Origin of the sequence: Nonomuraea glycinis (genome assembly GCF_035920485.1) — a bacterium.
In the GTDB taxonomy this organism is placed as follows: domain Bacteria; phylum Actinomycetota; class Actinomycetes; order Streptosporangiales; family Streptosporangiaceae; genus Nonomuraea; species Nonomuraea glycinis.
Genome location: NZ_CP109166.1, coordinates 3,465,952 through 3,480,782, shown reverse-complemented (window position 1 = coordinate 3,480,782; position 14,831 = coordinate 3,465,952). Strand labels below are relative to the sequence as shown.

The 14,831-nt window shown below is 68.4% G+C and carries 13 protein-coding genes; all 13 read right to left on the bottom strand.

What is annotated here, in order from left to right; all coding sequences use genetic code 11:
• Position 1 precedes the first annotated feature (1 nt).
• Entirely contained in the window at positions 2 to 1,588 is a 1,587-nt protein-coding gene (gene nuoN, locus OHA68_RS16390) for an NADH-quinone oxidoreductase subunit NuoN (protein WP_327108398.1), read from the bottom strand.
• A complete protein-coding gene (locus OHA68_RS16385; RefSeq protein ID WP_327108397.1) occupies positions 1,585 to 3,150 on the bottom strand; it encodes an NADH-quinone oxidoreductase subunit M in 1,566 nt (521 codons plus the stop codon). The genes nuoN and OHA68_RS16385 overlap by 4 nt, the downstream gene beginning before the upstream one ends.
• Positions 3,150 to 5,006, bottom strand: coding sequence for an NADH-quinone oxidoreductase subunit L (nuoL, locus tag OHA68_RS16380; protein ID WP_327109517.1), 1,857 nt, complete (start codon positions 5,004 to 5,006; stop codon positions 3,150 to 3,152). The genes OHA68_RS16385 and nuoL overlap by 1 nt, the downstream gene beginning before the upstream one ends.
• 73 nt (positions 5,007 to 5,079) lie before the next feature.
• Positions 5,080 to 5,376 (bottom strand): NADH-quinone oxidoreductase subunit NuoK, encoded by a 297-nt coding sequence (nuoK, locus tag OHA68_RS16375; RefSeq protein ID WP_189142155.1) that lies wholly within the window; start codon positions 5,374 to 5,376, stop codon positions 5,080 to 5,082.
• Positions 5,373 to 6,131, bottom strand: coding sequence for an NADH-quinone oxidoreductase subunit J (locus OHA68_RS16370; protein ID WP_327108396.1), 759 nt, complete (start codon positions 6,129 to 6,131; stop codon positions 5,373 to 5,375). Before OHA68_RS16370 ends, nuoK begins: the two co-directional genes overlap by 4 nt.
• The gene (gene nuoI, locus OHA68_RS16365) at positions 6,124 to 6,639 is read right to left on the bottom strand and encodes an NADH-quinone oxidoreductase subunit NuoI (RefSeq protein WP_327108395.1); all 516 of its coding nucleotides are present in this window, start codon (positions 6,637 to 6,639) and stop codon (positions 6,124 to 6,126) included. The genes OHA68_RS16370 and nuoI overlap by 8 nt, the downstream gene beginning before the upstream one ends.
• Complete coding sequence (gene nuoH / locus OHA68_RS16360) at positions 6,626 to 7,936, bottom strand: NADH-quinone oxidoreductase subunit NuoH (protein ID WP_327109516.1); 1,311 nt, start codon at positions 7,934 to 7,936, stop codon at positions 6,626 to 6,628. The genes nuoI and nuoH overlap by 14 nt, the downstream gene beginning before the upstream one ends.
• Positions 7,936 to 10,293: an NADH-quinone oxidoreductase subunit G gene (locus tag OHA68_RS16355; protein WP_407674447.1), complete on the bottom strand. Its 2,358-nt coding sequence runs from the start codon at positions 10,291 to 10,293 to the stop codon at positions 7,936 to 7,938. Before OHA68_RS16355 ends, nuoH begins: the two co-directional genes overlap by 1 nt.
• Before the next feature lie 26 nt (positions 10,294 to 10,319).
• On the bottom strand, positions 10,320 to 11,609 hold the full coding sequence (gene nuoF / locus OHA68_RS16350; protein WP_327108393.1) for an NADH-quinone oxidoreductase subunit NuoF: 1,290 nt from the start codon (positions 11,607 to 11,609) through the stop codon (positions 10,320 to 10,322).
• Positions 11,606 to 12,262 carry an NADH-quinone oxidoreductase subunit NuoE gene (gene nuoE / locus OHA68_RS16345; RefSeq protein WP_189142150.1) on the bottom strand — a complete coding sequence of 219 codons (657 nt, stop codon included), beginning with the start codon at positions 12,260 to 12,262 and terminating at the stop codon, positions 11,606 to 11,608. The genes nuoF and nuoE overlap by 4 nt, the downstream gene beginning before the upstream one ends.
• On the bottom strand, positions 12,259 to 13,584 hold the full coding sequence (locus tag OHA68_RS16340; RefSeq protein WP_327108392.1) for an NADH-quinone oxidoreductase subunit D: 1,326 nt from the start codon (positions 13,582 to 13,584) through the stop codon (positions 12,259 to 12,261). The genes nuoE and OHA68_RS16340 overlap by 4 nt, the downstream gene beginning before the upstream one ends.
• The gene (locus OHA68_RS16335) at positions 13,581 to 14,282 is read right to left on the bottom strand and encodes an NADH-quinone oxidoreductase subunit C (RefSeq protein WP_407674446.1); all 702 of its coding nucleotides are present in this window, start codon (positions 14,280 to 14,282) and stop codon (positions 13,581 to 13,583) included. The genes OHA68_RS16340 and OHA68_RS16335 overlap by 4 nt, the downstream gene beginning before the upstream one ends.
• Positions 14,279 to 14,830, bottom strand: a complete 552-nt coding sequence (locus tag OHA68_RS16330; RefSeq protein ID WP_327108391.1) for a NuoB/complex I 20 kDa subunit family protein — start codon at positions 14,828 to 14,830, stop codon at positions 14,279 to 14,281. The genes OHA68_RS16335 and OHA68_RS16330 overlap by 4 nt, the downstream gene beginning before the upstream one ends.
• Position 14,831: the final 1 nt, after the last annotated feature.

Here is a 14,831-nt window from a genome sequence, read left to right as displayed (position 1 = left end):
CCTATCTGATGAAAAGGCCGGCAGCGGCGTTGTGGGCGAGCTGGAGCACGGGCTCCGGGAACACCCCGACTCCTACCGTAACCAGCATCGCGATCGAGATGACCGCCACGGTCCCCGTGCTGGGGATCGCGATCGACGGTCCGTCCGCCGCCGGCTCGTTGAAGAACATCAGCACGATGACGCGGACGTAGAAGAACGCCGCGATCGCCGAGGCGACGACGCCCACCACGACCAGCCCGGTCATCCAGGCGCCCAGCGAGTCGCCGGCTTCCCTGCCGCTGGCCAGGGCCGCCGTGAACACGGCGTACTTGCCGAAGAAGCCGCTGGTCAGCGGGATTCCGGCGAAGGCCAGCAGGAAGAAGGCGAAGACTCCCGCCAGGATCGGCGCGCGCTTGCCCAGCCCGGCCCAGCGCGACAGGTGGTTCGCCTCGCCGCCGGGGTCGCGCACCAGCGTGACCACCGCGAACGCGCCCACGGTGGCCAGACCGTAGACCAGCAGGTAGAACAGGATCGCCTGCATCGAGATGGCGTTGCCCGCGGCCGTGCTGGACGTGGCCACCACACCCACCAGCAGGAAGCCGGCGTGCGCGATGGAGGAGTAGGCGAGCATCCGCTTGATGTCCGTCTGGGTGATCGCCAGGATCGAGCCGATGATCATCGTGAGCGCCGCGATGACCCAGATGACCGGCCGCCAGTTCCAGTCCAGGTTGCCCAGACCGGCCCAGAAGACCCGCAGCAGGGCGCCCACGGCCGCGACCAGCGTGCCGGAGGCCATCAGCGCGGTGATGGGCGTCGGCGCGCCCTGGTAGACGTCCGGCTTCCAGGCCTGGAACGGCGCGGCGCCGAGCTTGAACAGCAGGCCCACGGCGAGCAGCGAGAACCCGAGCAGCAGCAGCGGGTCGAGCAGCGCGCCCGTCGCCATGGCCTGGCTGATCCCGGCGAAGGAGACCGTGCCGGCGTAGCCGTAGATCATGGCGGTGCCGTACAGGAAGAACGCCGAGGAGAACGCGCCCAGCAGGAAGTACTTCATCGACGCCTCCTGCGACAGCAGGCGGCGACGGCGGGCCAGGCCGCACAGCAGGTACAGCGGCAGCGACATGACCTCAAGGCCGACGAACATCGTCAGCAGGTCGTTGGCGGCCGGGAAGAGCAGCATGCCGCCGATCGCGAACAGCGCGAGGGGGTAGACCTCGGTGTGCGCGCTGCCGGAGCGCTCGGCCTCTTCCTCGTCGGCGCTGCCGGGCACCGCGGCGGCCGAGGCGACGAAGTGACCCTCGTCGTTGATCAGCAGCACACAGACGAACGACAGGACGAGGATGACGCCCCAGATGAACAGCGACGGCCCGTCGACCGCGAGGGCGCCCATGGCGACCGGCGTGGTCGGCACGTCGCCGGAGACGACCTGCAGGATGACGAGGGCGAACGCGCCCGCGATGCTGAGCAGGGTGATGGGCACCTGCATCGCCTTGCGCAGATAGCGGGGCGCGAACGCCTCCACCAGTACGCCGACGATGGCGGCGCCGAAGATGAGCAGTAGCGGCGCCAGCGTGCCGTACTCGATCGTCGGCGCCACGATGGTGTTGTTCACTGACCGGCTCCCTTCTCAGCGATAGCCGGATTGTCCACGTGCACGTTGGTCAGCGTGCTGGTGACCGCTGGATTGATCACGTCGAGCAGCGGCTTGGGGTAGAACCCGAAGCCGATGACCAGAGCGATGAGCGGCGCCATCACCCAGATCTCCCGCGCGTTGAGGTCCTTGAACGCCTTGACCGGCTCGGCCGTGGGCCCGTTCAGGGTCCGCTGCACCATCCACAGGATGTAGACGGCGGCCAGGATGACGGCCGTCGCGGAGACGATCGCGGCCACCACGAACGCGCCCGACCCGGCGGCCGTGCTGGAGTAGGCGCCGATCATCACCATGAACTCGCTGACGAACGTCGACAGCCCCGGCAGCGACAGCCCGGCCAGGCCGGCGATCAGGAAGAAGCCGGCCAGCAGCGGAGCGACCTTCTGGACGCCCCCGTAGTCGGCGATGTGCGGCGAGCCGCGCCTGGCGATGAGGAACCCGGCGGCCAGGAACAGCGCGCCGGTGGCGAAGCCGTGGTTGACCATGTAGAGCGTCGCGCCGGCCTGGGAGACCTGCGACATGGCGAACACGCCCAGCACGATGAAGCCGAAGTGCGAGATCGACGTGTAGGCGATCAGGCGCTTCATGTCCGTCTGCCCGATGGCCACGATCGCGCCGTAGATGATGCTGATCACCGCGAGCACCACGATCGGCATCGTGAACGCCTTGGCCGCGTCGGGGAACAGCTCCAGGCAGAAGCGGAGCATGCCGAACGTGCCGACCTTGTCGAGCACGCCCACGAGCAGGACGGCGGCGCCCGCCGGAGCCTGCGCGGCCGCGTCGGGCAGCCAGGTGTGCACCGGCCAGAGCGGCGCCTTGATCGCGAAGGCGATGAAGAAGCCGGCGAACAGCCACTTCTGCGTGGCCGGGTCCTGGATGACCCCGACGAGCTCGGGGAACATGAACGTCTGCTTGCCCGCGATGACGTAGAGCCCGATGACCGCGACCAGCATGAGCAGGCCGCCGAACAGGGAGTACAGCAGGAACTTGACGGCCGCGTAGGACCGCTGGGCACCGCCGTACGACCCGATCATGAAGTACATCGGGATCAGCATGGCTTCGAAGAAGACGTAGAACAGGAAGATGTCGGTCGCCGCGAAGACGCCGATCATCATCGCTTCGAGCACCAGCAGCAGCGAGAAGTACGTCTTCACCGACCGCTTGGGCGCGACCACGGTGCCGTCGGCGGTCTTGACGCCGTCGGCGTCGTGCCAGGAGGCGAGCACCACGATCGGCACCAGCACCGCCGACAGGGCGATCAGCACCAGCGCCACACCGTCGACGCCGACGCCGAAGTGCACCCCGAAGGTCGGGATCCAGTCGTACGTCGCCTTGAACTTGAACCTGTCGCCGGCCGCGCCGGGGAACTGGAACGCCATCACCAGCGTGAGCGCCAGGACCACCAGCGAGACCGCCAGGGTGACCTGCTTGGCCAGCTTGTCGCCGCCCTTGGGGAGCAGGGCCACCACGATGGCGCCCAGCACGGGCACCGCCATGATGATCGGGAGCCAGAGTTCCGACATCAGATGTTCCCAACGAGGAGCAGGGCGCCGGTCACCAGGGCGGCACCGATCAGGATGGACAGCGCGTACGTTCGGGCGAAGCCCGTCTGGAGCCGTCGCAGGCGCCCTGAGCTCCCGCCGATGCCCGCGGCCAGGCCGTTGACCAGCCCGTCGATGCCCCGGTTGTCGAAGTAGACGGCGAAGCGGGTCAGCCACTGGCCGGGGCGCATGAGCAGCGACTCGTTGATCGCGTCGCCGTACAGGTCACGCCGGGCGAACGTGGTGAGGAACGAGCCGCGCGGCTGCACGGCGGGCACCGGAGCGCGGCCGTACTTGAACCAGGCGAAGGCGGTGCCGGCCGCGACCAGCACCAGCGTGGACAGGCCCACGGTGGTGGTGCTGAAGACGTGGAACTCAGGCCGGTGCTCCGGCACGCCCACGGCCGGAGCCAGGAAGTCCATCAGCCGGTTGTTCATGATGAGGAAGTAGCCGAGGCCGATCGAGCCGATGGACAGCAGGATCAGCGGCACGGTCATCACCGCGGGCGACTCGTGCGGATGGGCGTCCTTCTCCCAGCGCTTCTCGCCGAAGAACGTCATGAAGATCATGCGCGACATGTAGAAGCCGGTGATGCCCGCGCCGAGGACGGCCAGCCAGCCCATCCAGGCGCCGTGCTCCATGGCCGTCTCGATGATCCCGTCCTTGGTGTAGAAACCGGACAGGAACGGGAAGCCGATGATGGCCAGGTAGCCGACGATGAACGTGGCGAACGTGATCGGCATGTACTTGCGGAGACCGCCGTACTTGCGCATGTTCACCTCGTCGTTCATGCCGTGCATGACCGAGCCGGCGCCGAGGAACATGTCGGCCTTGAAGAAGCCGTGCGCGATGAGGTGCGCGATGGCGAAGGCGTAACCCGCCGGGCCGAGGGCCGCGCCGAGCATCATGTAACCGATCTGCGACATCGTCGAGCCGGCCAGGCCCTTCTTGATGTCGTCCTTGGCACAACCGATGATCGCACCGGCGAGCAGCGTGACGACACCGACGATGGCGACGACCAGCGAGGCGACGCTGGAGGCCTCGAAGAACAGCCCCGAGCGGACCACCAGGTAGACGCCGGCGGTGACCATGGTCGCGGCGTGGATGAGGGCGGAGACCGGGGTCGGGCCCTCCATCGCGTCCAGCAGCCAGGACTGCAGCGGGACCTGGGCGGACTTGCCGCAGGCGCCGAGGAGCAGCAGCAGGCCGATGGCGGTGATGGCGCCCGGCGAGACCGCCGACTGCTCCAGCACCGCGGGGGTGAGCTCGCTGTAGTTCAGCGTGCTGAACGTGGTCCAGATGATGAACATGCCGACCAGCAGGCCGAGGTCGCCGACGCGGTTGACGACGAACGCCTTCTTGGCGGCGACCGCGGCCGACGGCTTGAACTGCCAGAAGCCGATCAGCAGGTAGGACGCCAGGCCGACGCCCTCCCAGCCGATGAACAGCCCGACGTAGTTGTCGGACAGCACCAGCAGGAGCATCGCGGCGACGAACAGGTTCAGGTAGGCGAAGAACCGGCGCCGGTCCGGGTCGTGCGACATGTAGCCGATCGAGTAGATGTGGATCAACGATCCGACACCCGTGATCAGCAGCGCGAAGCTGATCGACAACGGGTCGATCAGCAGGCCCATGTCCACCATGCCCGGGATGAACTCGTACAGGTGCACGGCCTGCCGGCGCTCAGCCTCCCCGAGTCCGAGCAGCTCGACGAACGCCAGCACCGCCACGACGAACGAGGCGAGGGACATGGCCACGCCCAGCAGATGGCCCCACCGGTCGGTGCGGCGGTTGAGCACCAGCAGGATGAGCGCCCCCAGCAACGGGAGCACGATCATCAGCCAGGACAACCCGATCGCGCCACCAGCGGTGTGCTGGATGATCTCAGCAGGAGATTCCACCAGTCACCTCTTAGTACTTCAGCAGGTTGACGTCGTCGACCGACGCTGACCTGCGGGTTCGGAAGATCGTCACGATGATTGCCAGGCCTACCACGACCTCGGCCGCGGCCACCACCATCACGAAGAACGCGATGATCTGACCTTCGAGGTTGCCCACCTGCCTGGCGAAGGTGACGAACGCGAGGTTGCAGGCGTTGAGCATGAGCTCGACGCACATGAACACCACGATCGCGTTGCGCCTGGTCAGCACGCCGATCGCGCCGATGGCGAACAGCAGGCCGGACAGGATGAGGTAATGCGTGGTCACTTGGACTCCTCCTCGGCCCTGTGCTTGATGGCCTCGGCGAGCTTGGGATCCTCAGGGAGGAGCCCCCGCTCCACGTCGTACCGCGCGATGTAGCGGTTGACCGAGGATTCGGCGACCGAGCCGTCCGGCAGCAGCGCCGGCATGTCGATGGCGTTGTTGCGGGCGTAGGTGCCGGGGCCGGGCAGCGGCGACGGCCGGTCGCCCAGGAACCTGGCGCGGGACTGCTCCTTCTGCGTGACCTTCTTCTCCTCGCGCTCCCGGTGCGCCAGCACCATCGCGCCGAGCGCGGCGGTGATGAGCAGCGCCGAGGTGATCTCGAACGCGAAGACGTACTTGGTGAACAGCAGCAGCGCGATGGAGCGGATGTAGCCGCCCTGCGCCGTGGCCGCCGCCAGGCCCGCCTGGCTGGAGAAGACCGCGTTGCCCACGGCCAGCACGATCAGCGCCGCGAAGCCGAGACCGGCGATCGCCGCCCAGAACCGCTGTCCCCTGAGCGTCTCGACCAGCGAGTCGGAGGAGTCGACGCCGACCAGCATGAGCACGAACAGGAACAGCATCATGACGGCGCCGGTGTAGACGATGATCTGCACGGCGGCCAGGAAGGGCGCTTCCTGCACGGCGTAGAGGACCGCGAGGCAGAGCATCACGGTGCCGAGCATCAGCGCCGAGTAGACGGCCTTCCGGTTGAAGACCATGCCGAGCGCCGCGCCGACGGAAATGACGGCGAGCACCCAGAAAGTGATGGTCTCACCCATTGGTCCGTCCCAGCCGGTAGTAGTCCTCTTCGGTCTCACCGAGCCGCATCGGGTGCGGAGGCTGCTCCATCCCCTGGGTCAGCGGCGCGAGCAGCATCTCCTTGGTGTAGATGAGGCTCTCGCGGTTGCTGTCGGCGAGCTCGTACTCGTTGGTCATGGTGAGCGCGCGAGTCGGACAGGCCTCGATGCACAGGCCGCACAGGATGCACCGCAGATAGTTGATCTGGTAGGTGCGTCCGTACCGCTCCCCCGGAGAGAAGCGCTCGTCGTCGCTGTTGTCCCCGCCCTCCACGTAGATGGCGTCGGCCGGGCACGCCCAGGCGCACAGCTCGCAGCCGATGCACTTCTCCAACCCGTCGGGCCAGCGGTTGAGCTGGTGCCGCCCGTGGAAGCGAGGGGCCGTCGGCCTCTTCTCCTCCGGATAGTTGGTCGTGACGGGCTTTTTGAACATCGTATGGAAGGTGACCCCGAAGCCTTTGACGGGGTTCAGCCAATCAGTTAGTCCCACTGGGAATCTCCTTGTGCTGCACCCCGTGGTAGTGCGGCAGATCGAGCGGCGGCACAGGGAAGCCGCCTGCCGTCGGCTCGTTGGACAGCTCCTCGAACTCGGCTTCGACCTCCGCCTTCCTGGCTTCCTTGCGTCGCTGGTTGACGGTGTCGAACCGCATCCAGATGGCCAGCGCGCCGATGACGACGACCACGCCGAGCCCGGCGGAGATGTACAGGTCGCCCTCGAATGTCCCGTTGTTGACGAACAGGACGTTGCGCACCGCGGCGACGAGCAGGATCCACGCCAGGTTGACCGGGATCAGGACCTTCCAGCCCAGCGACATCAGCTGGTCGTAGCGGACCCGCGGCAGAGACGCGCGCACCCACACGATGAAGCAGAACGTCAGCACGAACTTGATGAAGAACCAGAGCACCGGCCAGTAGCCGACGTTGGCACCCTCCCACAACGAGATCGGGAAGGGCGCCCGCCAGCCGCCGAGGAACAGCGTGACGGCGATGCCGCTGGCGGTGAAGGTGTGGATGTACTCGGCCATCATGATCACGGCGAACTTCAGCGACGAGGAGTATTCCGTCTGGAAGCCGCCGACCAGCTCGCCCTCACCCTCGGGCAGGTCGAACGGGATGCGCGCGGCCTCGCCGAACATGCAGACCACGTAGACCAGGAACGACGGCAGGAGCAGCACCGCGAACCAGGTCGTCTCCTGCGCCGCGACGATCTCCGACGTGGACAGCGTCCCGGCGAACAGGAAGACGGCCACGAACGACAGACCCATCGCGATCTCGTACGAGACCACCTGCGCCGCCGACCGCAGACCGCCGAGCAGCGCGTACGGCGAGCGCGAGGACCAGCCGGCGAGCACCACGCCGTAGACCGAGACGGCGCCCATGGCCAGCATGAACAGCACGGCCACCGGCAGGTCCACGAGCTGCAGCGGCGTCTGCACGCCGAACAGGTTGACCACCGGCCCGAACGGCACGATGGAGAAGGCCAGGAAGGCCGGCACCACCATGATGATCGGGGCCAGCAGGTAGAGAACCTTGTCCACGGTGTTCGGGTACAGGTCCTCCTTCAGGCCCATCTTGATGCCGTCGGCCACGGACTGCAGGAGGCCGAACTTGCCGGCCCGGTTGGGGCCGTAGCGATTCTGCATCCTGGAGATGAGCTTGCGCTCGAACCAGACGCCGAACAGCACGCTCAGCATCACGAAGACGAACAGCATCACGGCCTTGACGATGGTGATCCAGAGCGGATCCTTGCCGAAGTCGGCAAGATCGGCCGCGAGAACGGTTTTCATCATGAGGCGCTCCCGATCGTGACGATGTCGCCCGACACGGCGCCGAGATCGCGCGTGACCGAGCAGCCGCCCGAGTTCGACGGCACCCAGACCACCCGGTCCGGCAGGTCGGCGATGCGGACGGGCAGCGTGACCGCCTGCGGCCCGGCACCGCCGACGACGAGCTTGTCGCCGTCCACGACGCCGATCTCCACCGCGGTGCCCGCCGAGACCAGCGCCTCGGCGGCGCGGGCGGTGCCCGCGAGGTAGGGCTCGCCGTCCTGCAGCCGGCCCTCGTCGAGGAGCAGGTGCCAGGTGGCCAGCAGCGCCTGTCCGGCGGCGGGCGCGGGCCTGGTGCGGCTGCCCGTGCTGGGCGCCGCGACGCGGGTGCCGCGCCAGGAGCCCAGCGACGACAGCTCGCGCCGGGCGGCCTTGGCGTCGGGCAGGCCCAGGTGCAGGTCCATCCGGTCGGCCAGGTCGCCGATCACGGCCAGGTCGCTCCGCAGGCCGGGCACCTTGATCGGCGCCTCGAACGAGCGGCCCCTGCCCTCCCAGTTGACGAACGTGCCGCCCTTCTCCTGCACGGTGGCCACCGGCAGGACCACGTCGGCCCGGTCGGTGACGGCGCTCGCGCGGGTCTCCAGGCTGACGATGAACGGGGTGTTCTCCAGCGCGGTCAGCGCCGCCGCGGGATCGGCCAGGTCGTACGGGTCGACGCCGGCCACGACCAGCGCGTCGAGCTCGCCGTCGAGGGCGGCGGCGAGCATGCCCGTGGTGTCGCGGCCCGGCGTGGCGGGCAGCGAGGCCACGTTCCACACCCGGGCGACCTCCGCCCTGGCGCTCTCGTCGTCGACCGGGCGGCCGATCGGCAGCAGGTTGGGCAGCGCACCGGCCTCCAGGGCGCCGCGCTCACCGGCCCGGCGCGGGATCCAGGCGAGCCGGGCGCCCGAGGCGGCGCTCAGCCGCGACAGGGCGGACAGCGCGCCGGGCACGGCGGCCAGCCGCTCGCCCGCGAGCACGATCGTGCCCTCGGCCAGCGTGCCGACCAGCTCGCCGATCGCCTCGGCCTCCGCGCCCGGCGCGGTGTGGATGAGCGTGGCGCCCATCTTCACCAGGCCCGGCGTGGCGAACGGGGCGATCGCCGCGACCTTGAGCCCTCGCTTCAGCCACGCCTTGCGCAGGCGCAGGAAGACGATGGGCGACTCCTCCTCGGGCTCGAACCCGACGAGCAGCACCGCGGGCGCGCTCTCCAGGTCGGCGTAGGAGATCTCGATGCCCTTGCCGGCGACCTCGTGGGCCAGGAAGGCGGCCTCCTCGGCGGAGTGCGGCCTGGCCCGGAAGTCGATGTCGTTGCCGCCGAGCGCGAGCCGGGCGAACTTGGCGTAGGCGTAGGCGTCCTCGACCGTGACCCGGCCGCCGACCAGCACGCCGGCCTTCCCACGGGCGGCGGCCAGGCCCTGGGCGGCGACGCTGAGCGCCTCCGGCCAGGACGCGGGCTCCAGCACCCCGTCGGCGTTGCGGACCAGCGGCGTCTTGAGCCGGTCGGGCTGCGTGGCGTAGGTGAACGCCCAGCGGCCCTTGTCGCAGTTCCACTCCTCGTTGACCTGCGGGTCGTTGCCCGCCAGCCGGCGGGTGACCCGGCCGCGCCGGTGGTCGGTGCGCTGCGCGCAGCCCGAGGCGCAGTGCTCGCACGCGCTCGGCGTGGACACCAGGTCGAACGGGCGGGCCCGGAACCGGTAGGCGGCGCCGGTCAGCGCGCCCACCGGGCAGATCTGCACCGTGTTGCCGGAGAAGTAGGACTGGAACGGCTCGCCGTCGGCCACCCCGACCTGCTCCTTGGCGCCGCGCTCGAAGAACTCGATGAACGGGTCGCCGGCGATCTGGTCGGAGAAGCGGATGCACCGCGCGCACTGCACACAGCGCTCGCGGTCGAGCAGCACCTGGGTGGACAGGGGCAGCGGCTTGGGGAAGGTGCGCTTCTGCTCCTGGAAGCGGGACTCGCCCTGGCCGTTGGACATGGCCTGGTTCTGCAGGGGGCACTCGCCGCCCTTGTCGCAGACCGGGCAGTCCAGCGGGTGGTTGATCAGCAGGAACTCCATCGCCGCGCGCTGCGCCTTCTCGGCGACCGGCGAGGTGAGCTGGGTCTGCACGACCATGCCCTCGGCGACCTCGATCGCGCACGACGGCTGCGGCTTGGGAAAGCCGCGGCCGTTGCCGGCGTCGGGGATGTCGACCAGGCACTGACGGCAGTTGGCCGCCGGGTCGAGCAGCGGGTGGTCACAGAACCTGGGGATCTGGATGCCCATCAGCTCGGCGGCCCTGATGATCAGGGTGCCCTTGGGGACGCTGACCTGGAACCCGTCGATCGTTAGGGTCACCAGGTTGGTCTCTACAGCGGTTGTGGTCACTGGTCACCCCACACAGTGGACTTCTTCGCGTCGAACGGACAGCCGCCGATCTCGAAGTGTTTGAGGTATTCCTCGCGGAAGTACTTCACCGAGGAGTGGATGGGGCTGGTCGCCCCGTCGCCGAGCGCGCAGAACGAGCGGCCCAGGATGTTGTCCGCGATGTCGGTGATCGTGGACAGGTCCTCCTCGGAGCCCTGGCCGGCCTCCAGGCGCTTGAGCACCTGCTTGAGCCAGTAGGTGCCCTCGCGGCACGGCGTGCACTTGCCGCACGACTCGTGGGCGTAGAACTCGGTCCAGCGCAGCACCGTACGGACCACGCAGGTGGTCTCGTCGAAGATCTGCAGCGCCCGGGTGCCGAGCATGGAGCCCTTGGCGCCCACGCCCTCGAAGTCGAGCGGCACGTCGAGGTGCTCGTCGGTGAAGATCGGCGTGGACGAGCCGCCGGGGGTCCAGAACTTGATCTGGTGCCCCGCCCGGATCCCGCCCGCCATGTCGAGCAGTTCGCGCAGGGTGATCCCGAGCGGCGCTTCGTACTGGCCGGGCCTGGTGACGTGGCCGCTCAGCGAGAAGATGCCGAAGCCCTTGGACTTCTCCGTCCCCATCCCGGCGAACCAGTCGGCCCCGTTGGCGATGATGGAGGGAACACTGGCCACAGATTCCACGTTGTTCACAACAGTAGGTGAGGCGTAAAGCCCCGCCACGGCCGGGAACGGGGGCTTGAGACGCGGTTGACCTCTGAAGCCCTCCAGCGAGTCGAGCAGCGCCGTCTCCTCGCCACAGATGTAGGCGCCCGCGCCGCTGTGCACGACCAGCTCCAGGTCATAGCCGGAGCCGAAGACGTCGGTGCCCAGATAACCCTTGGCGTACGCCTCACGCACGGCCGCGTGCAGCCGCCGGATGACGTGCACCACCTCGCCGCGTACGTAGATGAAGGCGTGGTTGGCCCGGATCGCGAAGGCCGTGATGATGACGCCCTCGATCAGCGAGTGCGGGTTGGCCATCATGAGCGGGATGTCCTTGCAGGTGCCCGGCTCCGACTCGTCGGCGTTGACCACGAGATAGTGCGGCTTGCCGTCGCCCTGGGGGATGAACCCCCACTTCATGCCCGTCGGGAAGCCGGCGCCGCCACGGCCGCGCAGGCCCGAGTCCTTGACGGCCTGGATGACGGCGTCGGGGTCCATGCCCAGCGCCTTCTTGGCCGCCTCGTACGGCCCGTAGCCGTCGAGGGTGAAAGAGTTGGCCTGGTCCCAGTTGGCGGTCAGGACCGGGGTAAGGGTAGTCGTCATGCCTCGGGGGCCTTCCATCCATGGGCCTTGGCGACCTTGAGACCCTCGAGTGAGGGCCCGGCCGCCGAGGGGCCGTCGCCCGCCAGCTCGTCGGGCAGCCCGGCCAGGACGCGCGAGGCGTCCTTGAACGAGCAGAGCTTCTTCGGCCCACGGGTGGGCCGCACGTCCTTGCCGTCCCGCAGGTCGTCGACGAGCTGCTTGGCCGAGTCAGGCGTCTGGTTGTCGAAGAACTCCCAGTTGACCATCATGACCGGGGCGAAGTCGCAGGCCGCGTTGCACTCCAGGCGCTCCAGCGAGACCTTGCCGTCGGAGGTGGTCTCCTCGTGGCCGACCCCGACGTGCTCGGAGAGCTGCTCCCAGATCTCGTCGCCGCCCATGACGGCGCAGAGCGCGTTGATGCAGACGCCGACGTGATATTCCCCGGCGGGCCTGCGCTTGTACATGGTGTAGAAGGTCGACACGCCGACGACCTCGGCCTTGCTCAGGCCGAGCAGCTGCGCGCAGAACTCGTGTCCGTCGTCGGAGACGTAACCGTCCTCGGACTGCACCAGGTGCAGCAGCGGCAGGAGCGCCGACCGCGTCTTCGGGTAACGGCCGATGATCTCCTTGGCGTCGCGTTCGAGACGCTCCCGGACTTCCGGTGAATACGTCACCGATCCACACCTCCCATGACGGGGTCGATAGATGCCACCGCGGCGATCACGTCGGCGACCTGGCCGCCCTCCGCCATGGCGGGGAAGGCCTGCAGGTTGTTGAACGACGGCTCGCGGAAGTGGAAACGGTAGGGCTTGGTGCCGCCGTCGCTGATGACGTGCGCGCCGAGCTCGCCCTTGGGCGACTCGATCGGCACGTAGACCTGGCCGGCGGGCACGCGGAAGCCCTCGGTCACCAGCTTGAAGTGGTGGATGAGGGCCTCCATGGAGCTGCCCATGATGTGCGCGATGTGGTCGGGCGAGTTGCCGAAGCCGTCAGGGCCGAGCGCGAGCTGCGCGGGCCAGCCGATCTTCTTGTCCTCGATCATCACCGGGTCGCCCTTGAGCGGTCCGGCGATGCGGTCGAGCGCCTGCTCGACGATCTTGAGGGACTCCTCCATCTCCTGCATGCGCACCAGGTAGCGGGAGTAGACGTCACAGCCGCGCTCGGTGGGCACGTCGAAGTCGTAGGTCTCGTAGCCGCAGTAGGGCTGCGACTTGCGCAGGTCCCACGGCAGTCCCGCGGAGCGCAGGATGGGCCCGGTGATGCCGAGCGCCATGCAGCCGGTCAGGTCGAGGTAGGCGACGTCCTTGGTGCGGCCGACGAAGACGGGGTTCTCGTCGAGCAGCTTGCGGATGTCCTTGATGCGCTTGGGCATCTCCTTGAGGAACTCGCCGACCTTGTCGACCGCGCCCGCGGGCAGGTCGACGCTCACGCCGCCCGGCCGTACGTAGGCGTGGTTCATGCGCAGACCGGTGATGTACTCGAACAGGTCCATGATCATCTCGCGATCGCGGTACCCGAACAGGAACGGCGTGGTCGCGCCCAGCTCCATGCCGAAGGTGCCCATCGCGACCAGGTGCGAGGCGATCCGGTTGAGCTCCATCATCATGACCCGGATGGCCTGCGCCCGGTCCGGGATCCGATCCTCGATGCCGAGCAGTTTCTCCACGCCGAGGCAGTAGGCCGTCTCGTTGAAGATCGGGGACAGGTAGTCCATCCGGGTGACGAACGTGGTCCCCTGGGTCCACGTCCGGTATTCCATGTTCTTCTCGATGCCGGTGTGCAGGTAGCCGATGACGCCGCGCGCCTCGGTGACCGTCTCACCGTCGAGGGTCAGTACCAGCCGCAGCACGCCGTGCGTGGACGGGTGCTGCGGGCCCATGTTGATGACCAGGCGCTCGTCGTCGGAGTCGCGGACCGCGCCGACGACCTCGTCCCAGTCCGCGCCGTTGACCGAATAGACCTTGCCCTCGGTCGCCTCGTCGTATGCGGTGCTCACGAGTAAGACCTCCTTTGGTCCGGAGCGGGGATCGTCGCGCCGCGGTACTCGACCGGGATGCCGCCCAGCGGGTAGTCCTTGCGCTGCGGGTGGCCGTCCCAGTCGTCCGGCATCATGATCCGCGTCAGCCCGGGGTGCCCGTCGAAGACGATCCCGAAGAAGTCGTACGCCTCACGCTCGTGCCAGTCGTTGGCCGGGTAGACGCCGACGGTGGACGGGATGTGCGGATCGGCGTCCGGGCAGCTCGTCTCGACGCGCACGCGGCGGTTGTGGGTGAGGGAGCACAGGTGGATGACCGAGTGCAGCTCCTCGCCCGCCAGGTGCGGGTAGTGGACGCCGGAGACGCCGAGCGAGAGCTCGAAGCGCAGCGCCGGGTCGTCCCGCAGCTTCTGGCACACCTCGACCAGCCGCTCCCGCCTGACGTGCAGGGTGAGCTCGCCGCGGTCGACGACCACGCGCTCGATGGCGTCGTCGAGGCCGAGGGCGTCCACGATCTCGTCGAAGTAGCCGCCGTACGGGCGCGGGGTGGACAGTTGCGGCGCCCGGCGTACGACGAGGCCGCCGTAGCCGGAGGTGTCGCCGCTGTCCTGGACCCCGAACATGCCATGCCTGACGACGGGCGGCTCGGTCACCGGGGTCTGCGCGACCTCGGGCACCTCGGCGCCGGGGACCTCGGGAAGGTTGTCAGGGGAGGTCACTTGGCGGCCCCTTGGTCGATCAGCGGCAGCGTGCGCAGCGCCTGCAGTTCGAGCTCCTCGACCTGCTTGGCGCGGTGCGCGCCGAACTTCGTGTTCTGGATCTTGTCGTGCAGCTTGACGATCGCGTCGATGAGCATCTCCGGCCGCGGCGGGCAGCCGGGCAGGTAGATGTCGACGGGCACGACGTGGTCGACGCCCTGAACGATCGCGTAGTTGTTGAACATGCCGCCGCTGGAGGCGCACACGCCCATGGCGATGACCCACTTGGGCTCGGCCATCTGGTCGTAGATCTGCCGCAGGACGGGAGCCATCTTCTGCGACACGCGACCGGCGACGATCATGAGGTCGGCCTGGCGAGGAGACGCCGAAGCGCGCTCCATGCCGAAGCGCGCCAGGTCGTAGTGCGGGCCACCGGTGGCCATCAACTCGATGGCGCAACAGGCGAGCCCGAACGTGGCCGGCCATACGGAGTTCTTGCGCGCCCAGCCCGCGGCCTGCTCGACCGTGCTGAGGATGAACCCGCTGGGGAGTTTCTCTTCAAGTCCCATT

Coding starts and splice junctions, on each gene's coding strand:
- nuoF (WP_327108393.1), bottom strand. CDS start 11,609: ATGACGACTACCCTTACCCCGGTCCTGACCGCCAACTGGGACCAGGCC.
- nuoL (WP_327109517.1), bottom strand. CDS start 5,006: ATGATCGTGCTCCCGTTGCTGGGGGCGCTCATCCTGCTGGTGCTCAAC.
- nuoH (WP_327109516.1), bottom strand. CDS start 7,936: ATGAAAACCGTTCTCGCGGCCGATCTTGCCGACTTCGGCAAGGATCCG.
- OHA68_RS16330 (WP_327108391.1), bottom strand. CDS start 14,830: ATGGGACTTGAAGAGAAACTCCCCAGCGGGTTCATCCTCAGCACGGTC.
- OHA68_RS16385 (WP_327108397.1), bottom strand. CDS start 3,150: ATGTCGGAACTCTGGCTCCCGATCATCATGGCGGTGCCCGTGCTGGGC.
- OHA68_RS16370 (WP_327108396.1), bottom strand. CDS start 6,131: ATGGGTGAGACCATCACTTTCTGGGTGCTCGCCGTCATTTCCGTCGGC.